This is a genomic window from Streptococcus mitis subsp. hohhotensis (genome assembly GCF_020089495.2).
Taxonomy (GTDB): Bacteria; Bacillota; Bacilli; order Lactobacillales; family Streptococcaceae; genus Streptococcus; species Streptococcus hohhotensis.
In genome coordinates this window covers 1-16,581 of sequence record NZ_JAIRCA020000029.1, presented here as the reverse complement: position 1 = coordinate 16,581, position 16,581 = coordinate 1, and the positions used below count along the sequence as shown (strand labels likewise).

Here is a 16,581-nt window from a genome sequence, read left to right as displayed (position 1 = left end):
TGGGCTTTTATCTGTTTTATCATGGGAAATCCCTCCTTAACTATAAGTTTATCACATAAAAAAGAAACCCAAATACAGAATTGTATTTGAATTTCTTAACTTAATGACATTGACCTCAGGGCTGGTTTCTTTTACATATTAATCTTCTTTCAACTTCGCCAATTCTTGGGCAAGGAGTTTAAGGGCGACTTGTGGGTTGGCTTGGCCTTTGGTTGCTTTCATAAGGAATCCTGTAAAGGCCTTATCTGCGTTACGTTTACCTGACTTGAAGTCGGCAACAGCCGCTTCGTTATCCGCAAAGACTTGGTGGATAATTGGAATCAAAACAGCTGGATCTGAGATTTGAACCATGCCTGCTTTTTCCACGTATTCACGCGCGCCACCACCATTTTTAGCCAAGTGGACAAAGACTTTCTTGGCAATCTTAGAAGAGATAGTACCGTCTTCGATGATGGCAATCATTTCGACCAAGTTTTCTGGTGTCAATTCGATTTGTTCCAGTGTCTTGCCTTCGGCATTCAAGAACTGAGCAACTTCTCCTTGGAGCCAGTTAGAGACTTGTTTAGCGTCACCGCCAAGGGCAACAGCTTTTTCAAAGAAGTCAGAAGTGACTTTATTAGCAGTCAACTGGCTAGCATCGTAGTCTGACAAGCCAAGGTCAGATACATAACGTGCACGGCGTTCTTTTGGAAACTCCGGCAACTCTGTCCGCATTTCCTCGATCCACTCGTCTGAAATTTCAAAGAGGGGTAAGTCTGGTTCTGGGAAGTAGCGATAGTCTGCAGCACCTTCCTTGACACGCATGAGGATGGTTGCTTTGTTGGCTTCATCGTAACGGCGTGTTTCCTGGCGGATTTGACCACCTGAGCGAAGGATTTCAGCCTGACGTTGCACCTCGTATTCAAGACCCTTACGAACATTTGAGAAGGAGTTAAGGTTCTTCAACTCTGTCTTGGTACCGAATTTCTCTTGACCATACGGGCGAAGAGAGATATTGGCATCCACACGCATAGAACCTTCTTCCATCTTAACGTCAGAAATACCAGCGTACTGGATAATTTCCTTGAGGGCAGTTAGGTAAGCATAGGCTTCTTCAGGCGAACGCATATCAGCTTCAGATACAATCTCGATCAATGGCACCCCTTGGCGATTGAGGTCAACATAAGAGTAGCCATCTGTACCGTGGGTGTTTTTACCAGCGTCTTCCTCTAGGTGAGCACGTTCGATACCGATTTTCTTAGTTGTACCGTCTTCTAGCTCGACTTCAATCCAACCATTATAACCGATCGGCTCATCAAACTGAGAAATTTGGTAGGCCTTTGGATTATCAGGATAGAAGTAGTTCTTGCGGTCAAAGTGCATCTTTTTGTGGATGTCCATGTTGAGGGCAAGAGCAGCCTTGATACCGGCATCGACAACCCCTTTATTGAGAACTGGCAGAACTCCTGGGAAAGACCAGTCAATCACGTTAGTGTTGGCATTTTGGTCATTTCCAAAGTGGGCAGAAGTAGGTGAGAAGATTTTTGAATTGGTGTTGAGCTCTACGTGGACTTCAAGTCCAATGACTGTTTCAAAGTTCATTAGTTGTCACCTCCAAAAATCACGGGTTGTTGTTTGTGGTAGTCTGTTGTTGCTTCAAAAGCAGCAGCAGCTTGGTAAATAGTTTCCTCAGAGTACTTAGGACCAATCAATTGCAGTCCGACAGGTAGACCTTGAGAGAATCCAGCAGGAATCGAAATTCCTGGGAGGCCAGCCAAGTTGACTGGGATGGTCAAGAGGTCAGCCAAGTACATGGCAACTGGGTCGTGGTTGAGTGAATTCAAGTCATAGGCAACACTTGGAGCAGTTGGTCCCAAAATCAAGTCATAATCCGCGAAGACTTTTTCGAAATCTTGGATGATGAGGGTACGGACCTGACCAGCTTTCTTGTAGTAGGCATCGTAGTAACCTGATGAAAGGCTGAAAGTTCCAAGCATGATACGGCGTTTCACCTCTTCACCGAAACCTTGGCTACGGCTGTTTACATAGATTTCATCAAGGTTGGTTGCATCTTCTGCGCGGTAGCCGTAACGGATACCGTCAAAACGTTGCAAGTTTGATGAAGCTTCTGATGAAGCGATGATGTAGTAAACGGCAACACCGTATTTAGAGTGAGGAAGGCTGACTTCTTCGACGATAGCACCCAATTTTTCAAAGTGTTTGGCTGCATTCAGAATAGTTTCCTTAACCTCTGGATCAATCCCTTCGCCAAGATATTCTTTAGGTAAAGCGATTCTCATGCCCTTGATGTCTTGGCCGATTTTTGAAGTAAAGTCAGCAATGCGGACAGGAGCAGAAGTAGAATCTTTGGCATCTTCGCTGGCAATAGCGTTGAGCAAGAGGGCATTCTCCTTAACAGTCGGAGCAAAAGGTCCAATCTGGTCTAATGAACTACCAAAGGCAATGAGACCGAAACGTGAAACTGTTCCGTAGGTTGGTTTGAGACCAACGATCCCGTTGAAGGCAGCAGGTTGGCGGATGGAACCACCAGTATCAGAACCAAGTGACAAGCGGACTTGTCCTGAGGCTACAGCTGCGGCAGAACCACTTGATGAGCCACCAGGAACCTTGCTGTGGTCCCAAGCGTTTTTAGTTGCTCCGTAGTGGGAAGTCTCACCTGAACCACCCATGGCAAATTCGTCCATGTTGGTTTTACCTACGACAATCATGCCTTTGGCTTTTGCATTGGCAACCGCAGTCGCATCAAAGATTGGCTCGTAGTTGTAGAGCATTTTTGAGGCTGCAGTTGTGAGAAGACCGTCTGTAGAGATATTATCCTTAACTGCAAGTGGAATTCCTGAAAGGACATTATTCGCGTCAATTCCAGCTTCATCAATGGCTTTGGCTTGAGCAAGAGCCTGCTCTTCAGCGATGGTGACAAAAGCGTTGATAGCTGTCTCGCGAGACTTGATATCTTCAAGTGTTGCTTGGGTTAATTCAGTTGCAGAAATTTCCTTAGAAACAAGGAGATTGTGCAAGTCTTCAATAGTTTTGTTATTAAAAGTCATTAGGCATCTCCTCCATCGTCTAGGATAGCTGGTACCTTGATATAGTAGTTGTCTTTTTCAGGTACGTTTTTAAATAAGCGGTCGCGGTCTGTTCCTTCTTCAGCCACATCAGGGCGGAGTACAGTCTTGCGGTCAGCCATGGTCGTAGTAGGTGCAACACCAGTTGTGTCAACTTCGCCCAGCAATTCAACCATGTCAACAATTTTAGACAAGGTAGTCGCAAAGGCAGCAGTTTCTTCTTCAGAGAATCTTAATTTTGAAAGATTGGCAACGTGTGTTACCTCTTCTTGCGTAATTTTCATCTTGCATCCTTTCGTGAAATGATGATTTTTAGTCTGTTCTATTTTACCATATTTTCCTATAAATAAGGGAGGGATAAGTGAAAAGAAATAGAAATTGAAAAAAATGCTAAAATCCGATATAATGGAGTGTTGAAAGGAATGGTAAAATCCAATGTAAAAATCATTCTTAGCTATTGAAACAAGAAAAATAGAGAATCAAAGAAAGAGAACTTATGAATATTCAAGAAGAAATTAAGAAACGCCGTACCTTTGCCATCATCTCCCACCCTGATGCGGGGAAAACAACCATCACTGAGCAGTTGCTCTATTTTGGGGGCGAGATTCGTGAGGCTGGTACCGTAAAAGGAAAGAAAACAGGAACTTTTGCCAAGTCTGACTGGATGGATATCGAGAAGCAACGTGGGATTTCGGTTACTTCATCTGTTATGCAGTTTGACTACGATGGTAAGCGCGTGAATATCCTTGATACACCAGGACACGAGGATTTCTCAGAAGATACCTATCGTACCTTGATGGCGGTGGATGCTGCGGTCATGGTGGTGGATTCTGCCAAGGGGATCGAGGCTCAAACTAAGAAATTGTTTGAGGTTGTGAAACATCGTGGCATTCCAGTCTTTACCTTTATGAATAAGCTGGACCGTGATGGTCGTGAGCCACTAGACCTCTTGCAAGAGTTGGAAGAAGTCTTGGGTATTGCGAGCTATCCGATGAACTGGCCTATCGGGATGGGGAAAGCCTTTGAAGGGCTCTATGACCTCTATAACCAACGCTTGGAGCTCTATAAGGGGGATGAGCGTTTTGCCAGTTTAGAAGATGGGGACAAGCTTTTGGGTAGTAATCCTTTCTTCGAGCAAGTCAAGGATGATATTGAACTTTTAAATGAAGCTGGAAATGAGTTTTCAGAGGAAGCTATCCTTGCTGGAGAATTGACGCCAGTCTTCTTCGGTTCAGCTTTGACAAACTTTGGTGTGCAGACCTTCCTTGAAACCTTCCTTAAGTTTGCTCCAGAACCACATGGGCACAAGAAAACAGATGGAGAAATTGTGGATCCTTATGACAAGGATTTCTCAGGATTTGTCTTTAAAATTCAAGCCAATATGGACCCTCGTCACCGTGACCGTATTGCCTTTGTCCGTATCGTATCAGGAGAATTTGAGCGCGGGATGAGTGTTAATTTGCCTCGTACTGGTAAGGGTGCTAAACTTTCGAATGTGACTCAGTTTATGGCGGAAAGTCGTGAGAATGTGACCAAAGCTGTAGCGGGTGATATTATCGGGGTTTACGATACAGGCACTTATCAGGTTGGGGATACCTTGACGGTTGGTAAAAACAAGTTTGAATTTGAACCTCTGCCAACCTTTACACCTGAGATTTTTATGAAAGTTTCTGCTAAGAATGTCATGAAGCAAAAATCCTTCCACAAGGGGATTGAACAATTGGTTCAAGAAGGAGCCATTCAGCTTTATAAGAATTACCAAACAGGCGAGTATATGCTAGGGGCTGTAGGTCAACTCCAGTTTGAAGTCTTTAAGCACCGTATGGAAGGTGAGTATAATGCGGAAGTAGTCATGAGTCCAATGGGTAAAAAGACTGTTCGTTGGATCAAGCCTGAGGACTTGGATGAACGGATGTCATCAAGCCGCAATATCTTGGCTAAAGACCGCTTTGATCAACCCGTCTTCCTCTTTGAGAATGACTTTGCTCTCCGCTGGTTTGCAGATAAGTATCCAGACGTAGAGTTGGAAGAGAAGATGTAAATCGTTACAAATGACTAGCAACATAAAGTTGCTGTCATTTGACGGTAACCGCTATGGCGGCTTACCTAAACGCTTCACTAGGAAAAATCCACGAATGGTATCGATTCGTGGATTTTTCCGTCGTAGCAGAAAGTAGGTAGCCTAGCTAACTGCCTCACTAACTACGTTTGGCAAATGAAATCGATTTGTCAAACTCCGTGTCGTAGTGTAACAATCTCTAACCTTTATGTTGGTTGATCTAAATATTCTAATAAGAGAAGTCCAGGAATGCTCATTCTTGGGCCACAAATAAAAGAAAACTTCATATATTCACTTTTTGTGATTGGTCTGAAGTTTTCTTTTTTACTGTCCATATTTTTGGTAAAAATCAACTTTTACTTGGATGAAGGTTTTGGCTTCACGTAGGAGTTGGAGAAGGGTGGCGCGGGTTTCAAATTCTTCTCTTGTCTTGGGCAGACTGCGGTTGCGAAAGACTTCCAGATAGCGTTCAATTTCATCTAGTAAATCAGAAGCAGGATTGGTCTGGCTCAGTTGACCGGCAATTTTTGAAAAGAGCTGCGCTAAAATCAGGCTTTCACTGGCAGCTAGGTGACAGGTGTTGATCTGCTGGGACATATTTCGCAGGATACGACTTTGTCGCTGTCTCATCTCAAAGTAGTGGATATGGTAGTCGGTCTGGTGAAAGAGGTGGTCAGAGTGATCCAAATAGACCAGTCTGAGGGCTTCTTCCAAAAGCGTGTCTAATTCTTCCACCAGCTGTGCTCGGTTGCGTCCATCCCCTCTGGATAAATAGTATTTGAAGCGCTGGAGGATATCTTTTAACTTTTCTTCCACCAGCGTGTGGTAGTGCTGGATTTCCTCTTCTCGTGAAGGCATGTAGAGATTGACCAGTAAAGCAAATCCTGTACCGATAGCAAAGAGAAGGAATTCATTGACTAGAAGGTCTGGAGAGGTTGACTCTTGCACCAAGAGGTGGCTAACCAAAACAGTGCTTGGTGTGATGCCAATTTCCCAGCCCATCTTGTAGGCTAGGGGCACATAGAAGGCAAGATAGAGGCCAAGGCTCCAGATATGAAATCCGCTCAGGTGAAAAGCTAGAACACCGATAGCCAGAGCCAGAAGCATGGAAAAGAGTCGATTGCGAGCCAGTTTTAAGGTACTTCTACGCGTATCAGATAGGCTCAAGAGAGCGATAATTCCAGCCGAAACTGCTGAGGAAAGATTGAGAAAATAAGCAAGAAAACAGGCAAGACAGGTAGCTAAGATGAGCTTGGTCGTACGTTGGCTAATAGACATAAGAATTTCCTGATAATACTCAATGAAAATCAAAGAGCAAACTAGGAAGCTAGCCGTAGGCAGTACTTGAGTACGGCAAGGCGAAGCTGACGTGGTTTGAATTTGATTTTCGAAGAGTATAAGTTAGAATAAAAGAGCAAAAGACAAAACCTGAGCAGGCTTGCCTTTATGCGCTATTTTTTACGGGCTGCTGCGTATTCGGCAACGGCAGTAAAGAGGACGTCTGTAGAAGAGTTGAGGGCTGTTTCACATGAGTCTTGAATGACACCAATCACAAATCCAACCCCAACCACTTGCATGGCAATATCGTTAGAAATACCGAAAAGGCTACAAGCAACTGGGATAAGAAGGAGGGAACCTCCCGCAATACCAGAAGCACCACAGGCTGAGATAGCTGCCACTACACTGAGGACAAAGGCTGTCGCAAAGTCAACAGGGATTCCAAGAGTGTTAACTGCAGCAAGAGTCAAAACGTTAATAGTAATCGCTGCCCCGGCCATGTTGATAGTAGAACCAAGGGGGATAGAAACAGAGTAGGTATCTGGATCCAGTCCAAGGTCGTGGCAAAGTTTCATGTTGACAGGGATGTTGGCCGCAGAACTACGAGTGAAGAAGGCTGTCACACCACTGACACGCAAACATTTCCAAACGAGGGGATAAGGGTTGCTCTTCATAAAGAGGAAGGCAATCAATGGATTGACTACTAGAGCTACAAAGAACATGGTCGTCACCAAGAGGGCAAGCAAGATTCCATAGTTAGCTAGACTTCCGATTCCCTTATCAGAGATGGTTTTAAATACAAGTCCTAAGATCCCAAATGGAGCTAGGTTGATGATCCATTCGACAATTTTAGAAGTCACATCAGCCATAGTTTTCAGTAATTCTTTACTATTTTTGCTGGCTTCTCTCATGGCAATCCCGAAAATAACTGCCCATGAGAGGATACCGATGTAGTTGGCAGTAATGAGGGCATTAACTGGATTGTCAACTAGTTTGAGCAAGAGGTTGCTGAGGACCTGTCCAATCCCATCTGGTGGAGCAATATCGGTATTAGCGCTATTTAAGGTAATTTCAACAGGTACGATGAAACTTGCTAGTACAGCGATAAGGGCAGCCGCAAAGGTTCCCACCAAGTAAAGGAAGATAACGGTTTTCATATTGCTATCTTGTCCCTTTTGATGTTGGGAAAGGGCATTAGCAACGAGGGCAAAGACCAGAATCGGTGCGATGGCTTTGAGGCCACCAACAAAGAGATCTCCGAGCAGGCCAATTCCTGAAATGTTAGGAAGTGTCAGTCCTAGGGTTCCTCCAATAAGCATGCCAATCAAGATTCGTTTGATTAGGCTTGCCTTATTCCAAGCATGAATAAATTTTTTCATAACAATCTCCTTTGTTGTGTAATGTTTATGATTATAGTATAAATATGAACTAAAATCAAGAATTTTCTGTCTATTTTTGAAATTATTTTTGAATATTTATGGAGAATGATACTTTATGAAAGTATGGTATAATAAATGAAAGGAGTTTTCTATGCAAGAATTTATTCAAACCTATCTCAATAAGCTTGATGTTACAGTGATTATCGAGAATATCTTAACCAAGGTACTTTCTCTTTTATTCTTATTTTTGCTCTTTTATATAGCTAAGAAATTGCTCCATACAATGGTGCAGAGAATTGTTAAACCTTCTCTAAAAATGTCTCGTCATGATGTCGGGCGTCAGAAAACCATCTCACGTCTGTTAGAAAATGTGTTTAATTATACCCTTTATTTCTTTTTACTTTACTGCATTTTGTCGATTTTAGGTTTGCCAGTTTCTAGTTTGCTGGCAGGGGCTGGGATTGCTGGGGTGGCTATTGGGATGGGAGCCCAAGGCTTTCTATCTGATGTCATCAATGGCTTTTTCATCCTCTTTGAACGTCAACTGGATGTGGGAGATGAGGTCGTTTTGACAAATGGTCCTATTACCGTATCGGGCAAGGTTGTCAGTGTCGGCATTCGAACAACGCAACTCAGAGGAGAAGATCAGGTTCTGCACTTCGTTCCCAATCGGAATATCACCGTCGTCAGCAATTTCTCACGCACAGACTAGACCTGTTATTTTAAGTAATTTGTGGTACAATAGAAAGAGTTTAATAAAGGAGAAAAGATGGTTTTAGAAAAGCAGTTGGGCAATGGTTGTACCTGGATAGACCTTGATGTGGATAAGATTAAAAATATGGAAGATCTTTCTGACATCTATGGATTGGACAAGGAAACCATTGAGTATGCTCTGGATAGAAATGAACGAGCTCATATGGATTATAACCGTGAAACGGAGACGGTAACCTTTATTTATAATGTTCTTGATTTAGAAAAAGACAAAGAATATTATGAAGCGATTCCCATGACCTTTATCGTCGAAAGACAACGAATGATTACCATCAGCAACCATAAGAATGCTTATGTCATTGATCAGATGTCAGCTTATCTGGATAGCCATGAGTCGCTTTCTATTTACAAGTTTCTCTTTGCTGGTTTAGAGATTATCAGTAACGCTTATTATCCTGTCATTGAAGAGATGGATAAAAGTAAGGACGAAATTAGTGCCTTGCTACGTCAAACTACAACAAAGAAAAATCTCTTCGCCCTCTCTGACTTGGAGACTGGTATGGTTTACTTGACAGCAGCAGCAAAACAAAATCGACTCCTCTTGGAACATATCCAGGGCCATGCTCTTTATCGGAGATTTAATGATGTCGAACGAGAGCAGTTTGATGATGCAATGATTGAAGCCCATCAGTTGGTGTCTATGACAGACTTGATTTCTCAAGTCTTGCAACAACTCTCAGCTTCTTACAACAACATCCTAAACAATAACTTGAATGATAGTTTGTCAATTTTGACTATTATCTCCGTCTTACTAGCAGTACTTGCGGTTATTACAGGTTTCTTCGGAATGAATGTTCCTCTACCATTTACAGAAGAGCCAAATGCTTGGATTTATATCTTAATGACTAGCTTGATTTTATGGGTGGCCTTATCTCAATGGCTGAAGAAAATTACTAGAAAATAAAAGAAAAGGAGCCAAAATGGTGATTGAAAACTACATGCCAGACTTTGCTGTGGAAGCAGTCTATGATCTGACAGTCCCAAGCCTGCAGGCGCATGGAATCAAGGCTGTTTTGGTCGATTTGGACAATACCCTCATTGCTTGGAACAACCCTGACGGGACGCCAGAGATGAAGCAATGGCTACATGATCTTCGGGACGCGGGCATTCGCATCATTGTGGTATCAAATAACACTAAAAAACGCGTCCAACGAGCAGTTGAGAAATTTGGGATTGACTACGTTTATTGGGCTCTGAAGCCCTTCACATTTGGGATTGACCGTGCCATGAAGGAATTTCATTATGAGAAAAGTGAAGTGGTCATGGTTGGCGACCAGCTCATGACAGATATACGAGCAGCCCACCGTGCAGGCATTCGCTCGATTTTAGTCAAACCCTTGGTCCAACATGACTCGATCAAAACACAGATTAACCGAGCTCGTGAGCGTCGTGTGATGCGAAAAATCACTGAAAAGTACGGACCGATTACATATAAAAAAGGAATTTAACTATGGAAGAAATTCTCTGTATTGGTTGTGGAGCAACCATTCAGACGACAGATAAGGCTGGTCTTGGTTTTACCCCCCAGTCGGCACTTGAAAAAGGTTTGGAAACTGGCGAAGTCTATTGCCAACGCTGTTTCCGTCTCCGCCACTACAATGAAATCACGGATGTTCAGTTGACGGACGATGATTTCCTCAAGCTCTTGCACGAGGTGGGAGACAGTGATGCCTTGGTGGTTAATGTCATTGATATCTTTGATTTTAATGGCTCTGTCATTCCAGGTTTGCCACGCTTTGTATCAGGCAATGATGTCCTCTTGGTGGGAAATAAAAAAGATATCTTGCCCAAGTCTGTTAAACCAGGCAAGATTAGCCAGTGGCTCATGGAACGTGCCCATGAAGAAGGGCTTCGTCCTGTGGATGTCGTACTAACTTCAGCCCAAAACAAACATGCCATTAAGGAAGTCATTGACAAGATTGAACACTACCGTAAGGGCCGTGATGTTTATGTGGTCGGTGTAACCAACGTTGGAAAATCAACTCTAATCAATGCGATTATCCAAGAAATCACGGGTGATCAGAATGTCATCACGACTTCGCGCTTCCCAGGGACAACCTTGGACAAAATCGAGATTCCCCTTGACGACGGATCTTATATCTACGATACGCCGGGAATCATCCACCGTCACCAGATGGCTCACTACTTGACTGCTAAAAACCTCAAGTATGTCAGTCCTAAAAAGGAAATCAAGCCTAAAACCTATCAGCTCAATCCTGAACAAACCCTGTTTTTAGGTGGTCTCGGACGCTTTGATTTCATTGCGGGTGAAAAGCAAGGATTCACAGCCTTCTTTGACAATGAATTGAAACTCCACCGTACTAAGCTTGAAGGTGCTAGTGCCTTTTACGACAAGCACCTTGGAACTCTTCTAACCCCACCAAATAGCAAGGAACAAGAAGATTTTCCAAAATTGATCCAACATGTCTTTAATATCAAGGAAAAGACAGACTTAGTCATCTCAGGCCTAGGCTGGATCCGAGTAACAGGCACCGCCAAAGTCGCCGTCTGGGCACCAGAAGGCGTCGCAGTTGTCACACGAAAAGCAATTATTTAAACACAGAAAGGAAAGGGTTTTCTGAACTCGAACGAGCAGGGCGAACCCCATAGAGAATACTTTTCGCCGTGGTGTTAGTTGGTACAAGTGATTGTACCAACTGCGGAAAATTTGAGACCTTAGACTCAAATTTTAGTCATGAAAGTCCGAAGGACTTTGCTGACGTCCGTCACCACTTCAGAAAAGTATAAAAAGAAACTCTTTTAAAGAAATTATGTCATTAACATCAAAACAACGTGCCTTCCTCAACAGTCAGGCACACACCCTCAAACCCATCATTCAAATCGGGAAAAATGGACTTAACGACCAAATCAAAACCAGCGTCCGTCAAGCTCTTGATGCCCGCGAATTGATTAAAGTAACGCTCTTGCAAAATACAGATGAAAACATTCACGAAGTAGCTGAAATCTTAGAAGAAGAAATCGGTGTGGATACAGTCCAAAAAATTGGACGCATCTTGATTTTGTTTAAACAATCCAGCAAGAAAGAGAATCGCAAGATTTCTAAGAAAGTCAAAGAAATCTAAAAACTATACTCCAAACAACTGTTTTTACAGAGAAATAAAGGAGACTAGCCTATGGCAATCGAATTATTGACTCCCTTTACCAAGGTAGAGTTGGAGCCAGAAATCAAGGAGAAAAAACGCAAACAAGTCGGGATTTTAGGGGGGAATTTTAACCCTGTTCACAATGCTCATCTCATTGTTGCGGACCAAGTACGGCAACAGTTGGGACTAGATCAAGTCTTGCTCATGCCTGAGTACCAACCTCCTCACGTAGATAAAAAGGAAACCATCCCTGAGCACCATCGTCTCAAGATGCTTGAATTGGCGATTGAGGGGATTGAAGGACTAGCCATTGAAACCATCGAGTTGGAGCGTAAGGGTATTTCCTACACCTACGACACCATGAAAATCTTGACAGAGCAACATCCTGACACGGATTATTACTTTATTATCGGAGCTGATATGGTAGACTATCTGCCTAAGTGGTATCGAATTGATGAGCTGGTAGACATGGTTCAGTTTGTGGGGGTTCAGCGCCCACGCTACAAGGCTGGAACTTCTTACCCAGTTATCTGGGTGGATGTGCCTCTCATGGATATCTCATCCAGCATGGTGCGGGACTTCCTTGCCCAAGGACGAAAACCCAACTTTCTCCTACCTCAGCCTGTGCTAGACTACATCGAGAAGGAGGGTCTCTACTGATGGCCTATCAAGACTATATCAACTGCTCCCGTGAGGCTTTGTTGGAAAAAATGGCAGAGCTTCTACCTGAAAAACGCTTAACCCATTGCTTGGGTGTGGAGCGTGCAGCCATAGAACTAGCAGAGAGATTTGGAGTAGATGGTGAGAAGGCAGGTCTTGCAGGTCTTCTCCATGATTATGCTAAGAAGCTGTCAGATCAGGAATTTCTTGAATTAATTGACCGTTATCAGCTAGACCCTGATCTCAAAAACTGGGGCAATAATGTCTGGCATGGAATGGTTGGCATTTACAAAATTCAGGAAGATTTGGAGCTGTATGATTCAGAAATCCTGCGAGCTATTGAAATCCATACAGTCGGTGCTGACCAGATGACAGACCTAGATAAAGTCATCTACGTCGCAGACTATATCGAGCATAATCGCGCCTTTCCAGGAGTGGATGTGGCGCGTGAAATTGCTGAGCTATCGCTCAATAAGGCAGTGGCCTACGAAACAGCTCGTACCGTGGAGCATCTAGCTCATCAGGGATTCCCTATCTATCCCCAAACCCTTGAAACCTATAACGCCTTTGTGCACTATTTGAAAGAGGACTAAATGAAGACGGCTTTTATAATCATTGATGTTCAGAATATTTTAGTGGAAACCGGTTTTCAGACAAATAGTCTATTGGACAAAATTTCTTATTTACAAAACCAGGCTAGAAGCAAGAATATCGAAATTATTTATGTTCAACATATTGAGAACGCTGAAGCTCAAACATCAGAAGATTGGCAGTTATCTGAGCTTTTAAGTCGAAAACCTAATGAAAAGGTCTTTCAGAAGAAGTATAACAGTATTTTCAAAGAAACTGGTTTAAAAGAATACTTGGATAAACAGGGGATTGACAAATTAGTTTTATGTGGTATGCAGACAGAATATTGTGTGGATACCTCTGTCAAGGTTGCTTTTGAATATGGCTATCAGCTTATTATTCCAGAAGGAACTTGCACAACGTTTGATGGGAAAGACATTCCAGCAGAAACGATAAATGAATTTTATGAGGGCATTTGGGAGGGGCGCTTTGCAGATGTCCTAGATTACAAACATATTTTCTAGAAAGAGGACTAAATGAACGAAAAAGAATTACTAGAACTAGTCGTGAAAGCGGCTGATGAGAAACGTGCGGAGGATATCCTCGCACTTGATGTACAAGATTTGACTAGTGTGACGGACTACTTTGTCATCACTAGCTCAATGAATAGCCGTCAGTTGGATGCTATCGCTGATAATATCCGTGAAAAAGTAGCTCAAGCAGGCTTTAAAGGCAGTCATATTGAAGGTGATGCAGCTGGAGGCTGGGTTTTGCTGGACCTCGGCGCTGTCGTTGTGCATGTCTTTTCAGAAGAAATGCGTGCCCACTATAACCTAGAAAAACTATGGCATGAGGCGGATTCAGTAGATATTTCAGAAGCTCTTGCTTAGAAGCTGAACTCAGTTGTAGTCAACTGGGTTTCTTTGCTTATTTTAGAAGAAAATTGATAGAAAGGTGAGGGCGAGTGGTGTTTGCCATGGAGGCTCTTGGTATCATGATTATGGCAACTTATGAAACTTTTGCGGCGGTCTATGATGCGGTTATGGATGACAGTTTATACGACAAATGGACTGATTTTTCTCTGCGTCATTTGCCTAAGAGCAAGGAGAGAAAGAAACTCTTGGAATTGGCTTGTGGGACAGGTATCCAGTCTGTGCGATTTTCTCAAGCAGGTTTTGATGTGACTGGACTTGATTTGAGTGCGGATATGTTGAAGATTGCTGAGAAGAGAGCTACTTCAGCCAAACAAAAGATTGATTTTATGGAAGGCAATATGCTGGATTTGTCCAAGGTAGGTCAATATGATTTTGTCACTTGTTATTCGGACTCAATCTGTTATATGCAGGATGAAGTGGAAGTAGGCGACGTTTTTAAAGAAGTCTATAATGCGCTTAATGAAGACGGAGTTTTCATCTTTGACGTGCATTCGACTTACCAGACAGATGAAGTTTTTCCAGGCTATTCCTACCATGAAAATGCAGAAGATTTTGCCATGCTCTGGGATACCTATGAGGATGCAGCACCTCACTCCATCGTCCATGAGCTGACTTTCTTTATCAAGGAGGCAGACGGTTTCTTTAGTCGCCACGATGAAGTGCATGAGGAGCGGACTTATGAGGTTCTGACCTATGATATTTTGCTGGAACAGGCCGGTTTCAAGTCCTTCAAACTCTATGCGGACTTTGAGGACAAGGAGCCGACAGAAACCAGTACCCGTTGGTTTTTTGTCGCGCAGAAGTAGGAGATTATCATGACCATCACAGGTATTATCGCGGAGTTTAATCCTTTTCATAATGGGCACAAATACCTGCTGGATCAGGCAGAGGGGTTGAAAATCGTAGCCATGTCTGGGAATTTCATGCAGAGAGGCGAGCCTGCTATTGTGGATAAGTGGACAAGGGCCCAGATGGCACTGGAAAGTGGCGCAGACTTGGTAGTGGAATTGCCATTTTTAGTCAGTGTTCAGGCGGCGGATTTCTTTGGCCAAGGGGCTGTGGATATCTTGGCTCGATTGGGTATTGATACTCTAGTTTTTGGGACAGAAGAAGTTCTGGATTACCAGAAAATCGCTGACTTATACACAGAGCAAGGTGATGAGATGGAGAGTTTTGTGGAAAATCTGCCTGATTCTCTCTCTTATCCCCAGAAAACTCAAGCCATGTGGAAGGAATTTGCTGGTCTTGATTTTTCTGGCAATACGCCCAATCATGTTCTTGCTCTTGCTTATGCCAAGGCAGTTGCAGGACGAAATATCAAGATGCATCCGATTCAGCGTCAGGGGGCTGGTTACCATTCTGTGGATAAATATGTGGACTTTGCCTCGGCGACAGCCCTGCGTCAGCACCAGAAGGACCAAGATTTTTTAGAACGCTTTATGCCTTCTATTGTCCTATTTGAGCAGGCTAGTAAGGTGAGCTGGGAAGACTATTTTCCTCTGCTCCGCTATCAAATCTTGTCAAATCCAGACCTAACCACCATCTATCAGGTCAATCAAGAAATGGCTGTGCGCATCAAGGATGCCATCAAGATAGCCCAGTCTGTGGAAGAAATGGTCGAGGCGGTTGCCACCAAACGTTACACCAAGGCGCGTGTCAGACGGCTCTTGACCTATATCTTGGTGCAGGCTAAAGAAAGTGACTTGCCAGAAGCCATTCATGTCCTTGGATTTACTGAAAAAGGCAGGAAACATCTCAAGTCTTTGAAAGGTCAGGTCAATCTAGTCAGTCGAATTGGCAAAGAGCCTTGGGATACTATGACCCAAAAGGCAGACCAGATTTACCAACTGGGAAATCCAAGTATATCAGAGCAGAATTTTGGAAGAGTGCCGATTAGAATAGAAACAAACTAAGTCTACTGAAAGGTGGACTTTTTGAGATTTTTTACGAATAAATAGATAGAAAAAGAAAATCTTGTACAAGTTCCTGACAATTTCTTTCTTTTTGTGTATAATAGTGGAAAAGAGGTAAAACGAGGTATGATTATGGAAGCAGTTCTTTACTCAACGTTCCGAAATCATTTAAAAGACTACATGAAGAAGGTAAACGATGAATTTGAGCCTTTGACGGTGGTTAATAAAAATCCAGATGAGGACATTGTAGTTCTTTCAAAGAGCGAATGGGACAGTATTCAGGAAACACTGAGAATCGCTCAAAATAAGGAACTTTCTGATAAGGTTTTGCGAGGAATGGCTCAAGTTCGTGCTGGAAGCACTCAAGTCCATGTTATTGAGGAGTGAGGAATGCTGCTCAAGTTTACAGAAGATGCGTGGGCAGATTATTGCTACTGGCAAACTCAGGATAAGAAAACACTAAAAAGAATCAATAAACTAATCAAGGATATTCAACGTGATCCATTTACAGGAATAGGAAAACCAGAGCCGCTCAAATATGAGTACCAAGGAGCCTGGTCACGGCGTATTGATGCAGAAAATCGCTTGATTTATATGATGGATGGAGATAGCGTGGCTTTCTTGTCCTTTAAAGATCATTACTAAGTCTACTGAAAAGTAGGCTTTTTCTCAAATCTCTACTAAACAACTATTTCTAAACAACAATTTTATTTTTGTAAATGCATTCCAAATTCCGGTAAATTCCCAAACTAAGTTCCACCGCTAATCCAAGTGGAAGTTAGTCTGATAAAAATTCTAAAAACCAGTGGAAATCCGTGTCAGGGTAAGTTCCACTGGTTTTAATCAT

At 43.0% G+C, this 16,581-nt stretch carries 19 protein-coding genes; 14 read left to right on the top strand and 5 right to left on the bottom strand.

What is annotated here, in order from left to right; translation table 11 throughout:
• Positions 1-138: 138 nt before the first annotated feature.
• Genes gatB through gatC form a run of 3 tightly spaced genes read right to left on the bottom strand, consistent with a single transcriptional unit; the run spans position 139 to position 3,349 of the window.
• The gene (gene gatB, locus K4Z77_RS09320; RefSeq protein WP_224219147.1) at positions 139-1,581 is read right to left on the bottom strand and encodes an Asp-tRNA(Asn)/Glu-tRNA(Gln) amidotransferase subunit GatB; all 1,443 of its coding nucleotides are present in this window, start codon (positions 1,579-1,581) and stop codon (positions 139-141) included.
• On the bottom strand, positions 1,581-3,047 hold the full coding sequence (gene gatA / locus K4Z77_RS09315) for an Asp-tRNA(Asn)/Glu-tRNA(Gln) amidotransferase subunit GatA (RefSeq protein ID WP_224219146.1): 1,467 nt from the start codon (positions 3,045-3,047) through the stop codon (positions 1,581-1,583). Before gatA ends, gatB begins: the two co-directional genes overlap by 1 nt.
• The gene (gene gatC / locus K4Z77_RS09310) at positions 3,047-3,349 is read right to left on the bottom strand and encodes an Asp-tRNA(Asn)/Glu-tRNA(Gln) amidotransferase subunit GatC (protein ID WP_000705419.1); all 303 of its coding nucleotides are present in this window, start codon (positions 3,347-3,349) and stop codon (positions 3,047-3,049) included. The genes gatA and gatC overlap by 1 nt, the downstream gene beginning before the upstream one ends.
• 212 nt (positions 3,350-3,561) lie before the next feature.
• Between gatC and K4Z77_RS09305 the strand changes: the two genes are divergently transcribed.
• On the top strand, positions 3,562-5,106 hold the full coding sequence (locus K4Z77_RS09305; RefSeq protein ID WP_224219145.1) for a peptide chain release factor 3: 1,545 nt from the start codon (positions 3,562-3,564) through the stop codon (positions 5,104-5,106).
• 342 nt (positions 5,107-5,448) lie between these two features.
• Here the strand turns inward: K4Z77_RS09305 and K4Z77_RS09300 are convergent, their stop codons facing one another.
• Positions 5,449-6,402 (bottom strand): aromatic acid exporter family protein, encoded by a 954-nt coding sequence (locus K4Z77_RS09300; RefSeq protein WP_224219144.1) that lies wholly within the window; start codon positions 6,400-6,402, stop codon positions 5,449-5,451.
• A gap of 173 nt (positions 6,403-6,575) precedes the next feature.
• Positions 6,576-7,781: a serine/threonine transporter SstT gene (sstT, locus tag K4Z77_RS09295; protein WP_224219143.1), complete on the bottom strand. Its 1,206-nt coding sequence runs from the start codon at positions 7,779-7,781 to the stop codon at positions 6,576-6,578.
• A gap of 151 nt (positions 7,782-7,932) precedes the next feature.
• Here sstT and K4Z77_RS09290 point away from each other — a divergent pair, with 151 nt between their 5' ends.
• From K4Z77_RS09290 to K4Z77_RS09230, 13 genes are all read left to right on the top strand, one after another.
• The gene (locus K4Z77_RS09290; RefSeq protein WP_224219142.1) at positions 7,933-8,493 is read left to right on the top strand and encodes a mechanosensitive ion channel family protein; all 561 of its coding nucleotides are present in this window, start codon (positions 7,933-7,935) and stop codon (positions 8,491-8,493) included.
• Positions 8,494-8,550: 57 nt separating this feature from the next.
• Positions 8,551-9,456: a magnesium transporter CorA family protein gene (locus tag K4Z77_RS09285; protein WP_000242267.1), complete on the top strand. Its 906-nt coding sequence runs from the start codon at positions 8,551-8,553 to the stop codon at positions 9,454-9,456.
• A gap of 16 nt (positions 9,457-9,472) precedes the next feature.
• Positions 9,473-10,000, top strand: a complete 528-nt coding sequence (locus tag K4Z77_RS09280) for a YqeG family HAD IIIA-type phosphatase (protein WP_033689233.1) — start codon at positions 9,473-9,475, stop codon at positions 9,998-10,000.
• Between the two features lie 2 nt (positions 10,001-10,002).
• Entirely contained in the window at positions 10,003-11,109 is a 1,107-nt protein-coding gene (yqeH, locus tag K4Z77_RS09275) for a ribosome biogenesis GTPase YqeH (protein ID WP_224219141.1), read from the top strand.
• A 214-nt stretch (positions 11,110-11,323) separates the two neighbouring features.
• Positions 11,324-11,635, top strand: a complete 312-nt coding sequence (gene yhbY / locus K4Z77_RS09270) for a ribosome assembly RNA-binding protein YhbY (RefSeq protein WP_000060169.1) — start codon at positions 11,324-11,326, stop codon at positions 11,633-11,635.
• Positions 11,636-11,686: 51 nt separating this feature from the next.
• The gene (locus K4Z77_RS09265) at positions 11,687-12,316 is read left to right on the top strand and encodes a nicotinate-nucleotide adenylyltransferase (RefSeq protein WP_007517837.1); all 630 of its coding nucleotides are present in this window, start codon (positions 11,687-11,689) and stop codon (positions 12,314-12,316) included.
• On the top strand, positions 12,316-12,909 hold the full coding sequence (gene yqeK, locus K4Z77_RS09260; protein ID WP_224219140.1) for a bis(5'-nucleosyl)-tetraphosphatase (symmetrical) YqeK: 594 nt from the start codon (positions 12,316-12,318) through the stop codon (positions 12,907-12,909). Before K4Z77_RS09265 ends, yqeK begins: the two co-directional genes overlap by 1 nt.
• Entirely contained in the window at positions 12,910-13,410 is a 501-nt protein-coding gene (locus tag K4Z77_RS09255) for a cysteine hydrolase family protein (protein ID WP_000844698.1), read from the top strand.
• 12 nt (positions 13,411-13,422) lie between these two features.
• A complete protein-coding gene (gene rsfS, locus K4Z77_RS09250) occupies positions 13,423-13,776 on the top strand; it encodes a ribosome silencing factor (RefSeq protein ID WP_224219139.1) in 354 nt (117 codons plus the stop codon).
• A gap of 110 nt (positions 13,777-13,886) precedes the next feature.
• Complete coding sequence (locus K4Z77_RS09245) at positions 13,887-14,627, top strand: class I SAM-dependent DNA methyltransferase (protein ID WP_281462717.1); 741 nt, start codon at positions 13,887-13,889, stop codon at positions 14,625-14,627.
• Between the two features lie 9 nt (positions 14,628-14,636).
• Positions 14,637-15,734, top strand: a complete 1,098-nt coding sequence (locus K4Z77_RS09240) for a nucleotidyltransferase (RefSeq protein WP_224219138.1) — start codon at positions 14,637-14,639, stop codon at positions 15,732-15,734.
• A gap of 132 nt (positions 15,735-15,866) precedes the next feature.
• Positions 15,867-16,121, top strand: a complete 255-nt coding sequence (locus K4Z77_RS09235) for a type II toxin-antitoxin system Phd/YefM family antitoxin (RefSeq protein WP_000388572.1) — start codon at positions 15,867-15,869, stop codon at positions 16,119-16,121.
• Positions 16,122-16,124: 3 nt separating this feature from the next.
• Positions 16,125-16,379 carry a Txe/YoeB family addiction module toxin gene (locus K4Z77_RS09230; protein ID WP_173233170.1) on the top strand — a complete coding sequence of 85 codons (255 nt, stop codon included), beginning with the start codon at positions 16,125-16,127 and terminating at the stop codon, positions 16,377-16,379.
• The last annotated feature ends 202 nt before the right edge of the window (positions 16,380-16,581 follow it).

What these genes read in the sequence shown, in the direction of transcription:
- sstT (WP_224219143.1), bottom strand. Translation starts at nt 7,781, where the DNA reads ATGAAAAAATTTATTCATGCTTGGAATAAGGCAAGCCTAATCAAACGA.
- K4Z77_RS09265 (WP_007517837.1), top strand. Translation starts at nt 11,687, where the DNA reads ATGGCAATCGAATTATTGACTCCCTTTACCAAGGTAGAGTTGGAGCCA.
- K4Z77_RS09280 (WP_033689233.1), top strand. Translation starts at nt 9,473, where the DNA reads ATGGTGATTGAAAACTACATGCCAGACTTTGCTGTGGAAGCAGTCTAT.
- K4Z77_RS09290 (WP_224219142.1), top strand. Translation starts at nt 7,933, where the DNA reads ATGCAAGAATTTATTCAAACCTATCTCAATAAGCTTGATGTTACAGTG.
- K4Z77_RS09305 (WP_224219145.1), top strand. Translation starts at nt 3,562, where the DNA reads ATGAATATTCAAGAAGAAATTAAGAAACGCCGTACCTTTGCCATCATC.
- gatC (WP_000705419.1), bottom strand. Translation starts at nt 3,349, where the DNA reads ATGAAAATTACGCAAGAAGAGGTAACACACGTTGCCAATCTTTCAAAA.
- yhbY (WP_000060169.1), top strand. Translation starts at nt 11,324, where the DNA reads ATGTCATTAACATCAAAACAACGTGCCTTCCTCAACAGTCAGGCACAC.
- K4Z77_RS09285 (WP_000242267.1), top strand. Translation starts at nt 8,551, where the DNA reads ATGGTTTTAGAAAAGCAGTTGGGCAATGGTTGTACCTGGATAGACCTT.
- yqeK (WP_224219140.1), top strand. Translation starts at nt 12,316, where the DNA reads ATGGCCTATCAAGACTATATCAACTGCTCCCGTGAGGCTTTGTTGGAA.
- K4Z77_RS09240 (WP_224219138.1), top strand. Translation starts at nt 14,637, where the DNA reads ATGACCATCACAGGTATTATCGCGGAGTTTAATCCTTTTCATAATGGG.
- gatB (WP_224219147.1), bottom strand. Translation starts at nt 1,581, where the DNA reads ATGAACTTTGAAACAGTCATTGGACTTGAAGTCCACGTAGAGCTCAAC.
- rsfS (WP_224219139.1), top strand. Translation starts at nt 13,423, where the DNA reads ATGAACGAAAAAGAATTACTAGAACTAGTCGTGAAAGCGGCTGATGAG.
- K4Z77_RS09230 (WP_173233170.1), top strand. Translation starts at nt 16,125, where the DNA reads ATGCTGCTCAAGTTTACAGAAGATGCGTGGGCAGATTATTGCTACTGG.
- K4Z77_RS09255 (WP_000844698.1), top strand. Translation starts at nt 12,910, where the DNA reads ATGAAGACGGCTTTTATAATCATTGATGTTCAGAATATTTTAGTGGAA.
- K4Z77_RS09300 (WP_224219144.1), bottom strand. Translation starts at nt 6,402, where the DNA reads ATGTCTATTAGCCAACGTACGACCAAGCTCATCTTAGCTACCTGTCTT.
- K4Z77_RS09235 (WP_000388572.1), top strand. Translation starts at nt 15,867, where the DNA reads ATGGAAGCAGTTCTTTACTCAACGTTCCGAAATCATTTAAAAGACTAC.
- gatA (WP_224219146.1), bottom strand. Translation starts at nt 3,047, where the DNA reads ATGACTTTTAATAACAAAACTATTGAAGACTTGCACAATCTCCTTGTT.
- yqeH (WP_224219141.1), top strand. Translation starts at nt 10,003, where the DNA reads ATGGAAGAAATTCTCTGTATTGGTTGTGGAGCAACCATTCAGACGACA.
- K4Z77_RS09245 (WP_281462717.1), top strand. Translation starts at nt 13,887, where the DNA reads ATGGCAACTTATGAAACTTTTGCGGCGGTCTATGATGCGGTTATGGAT.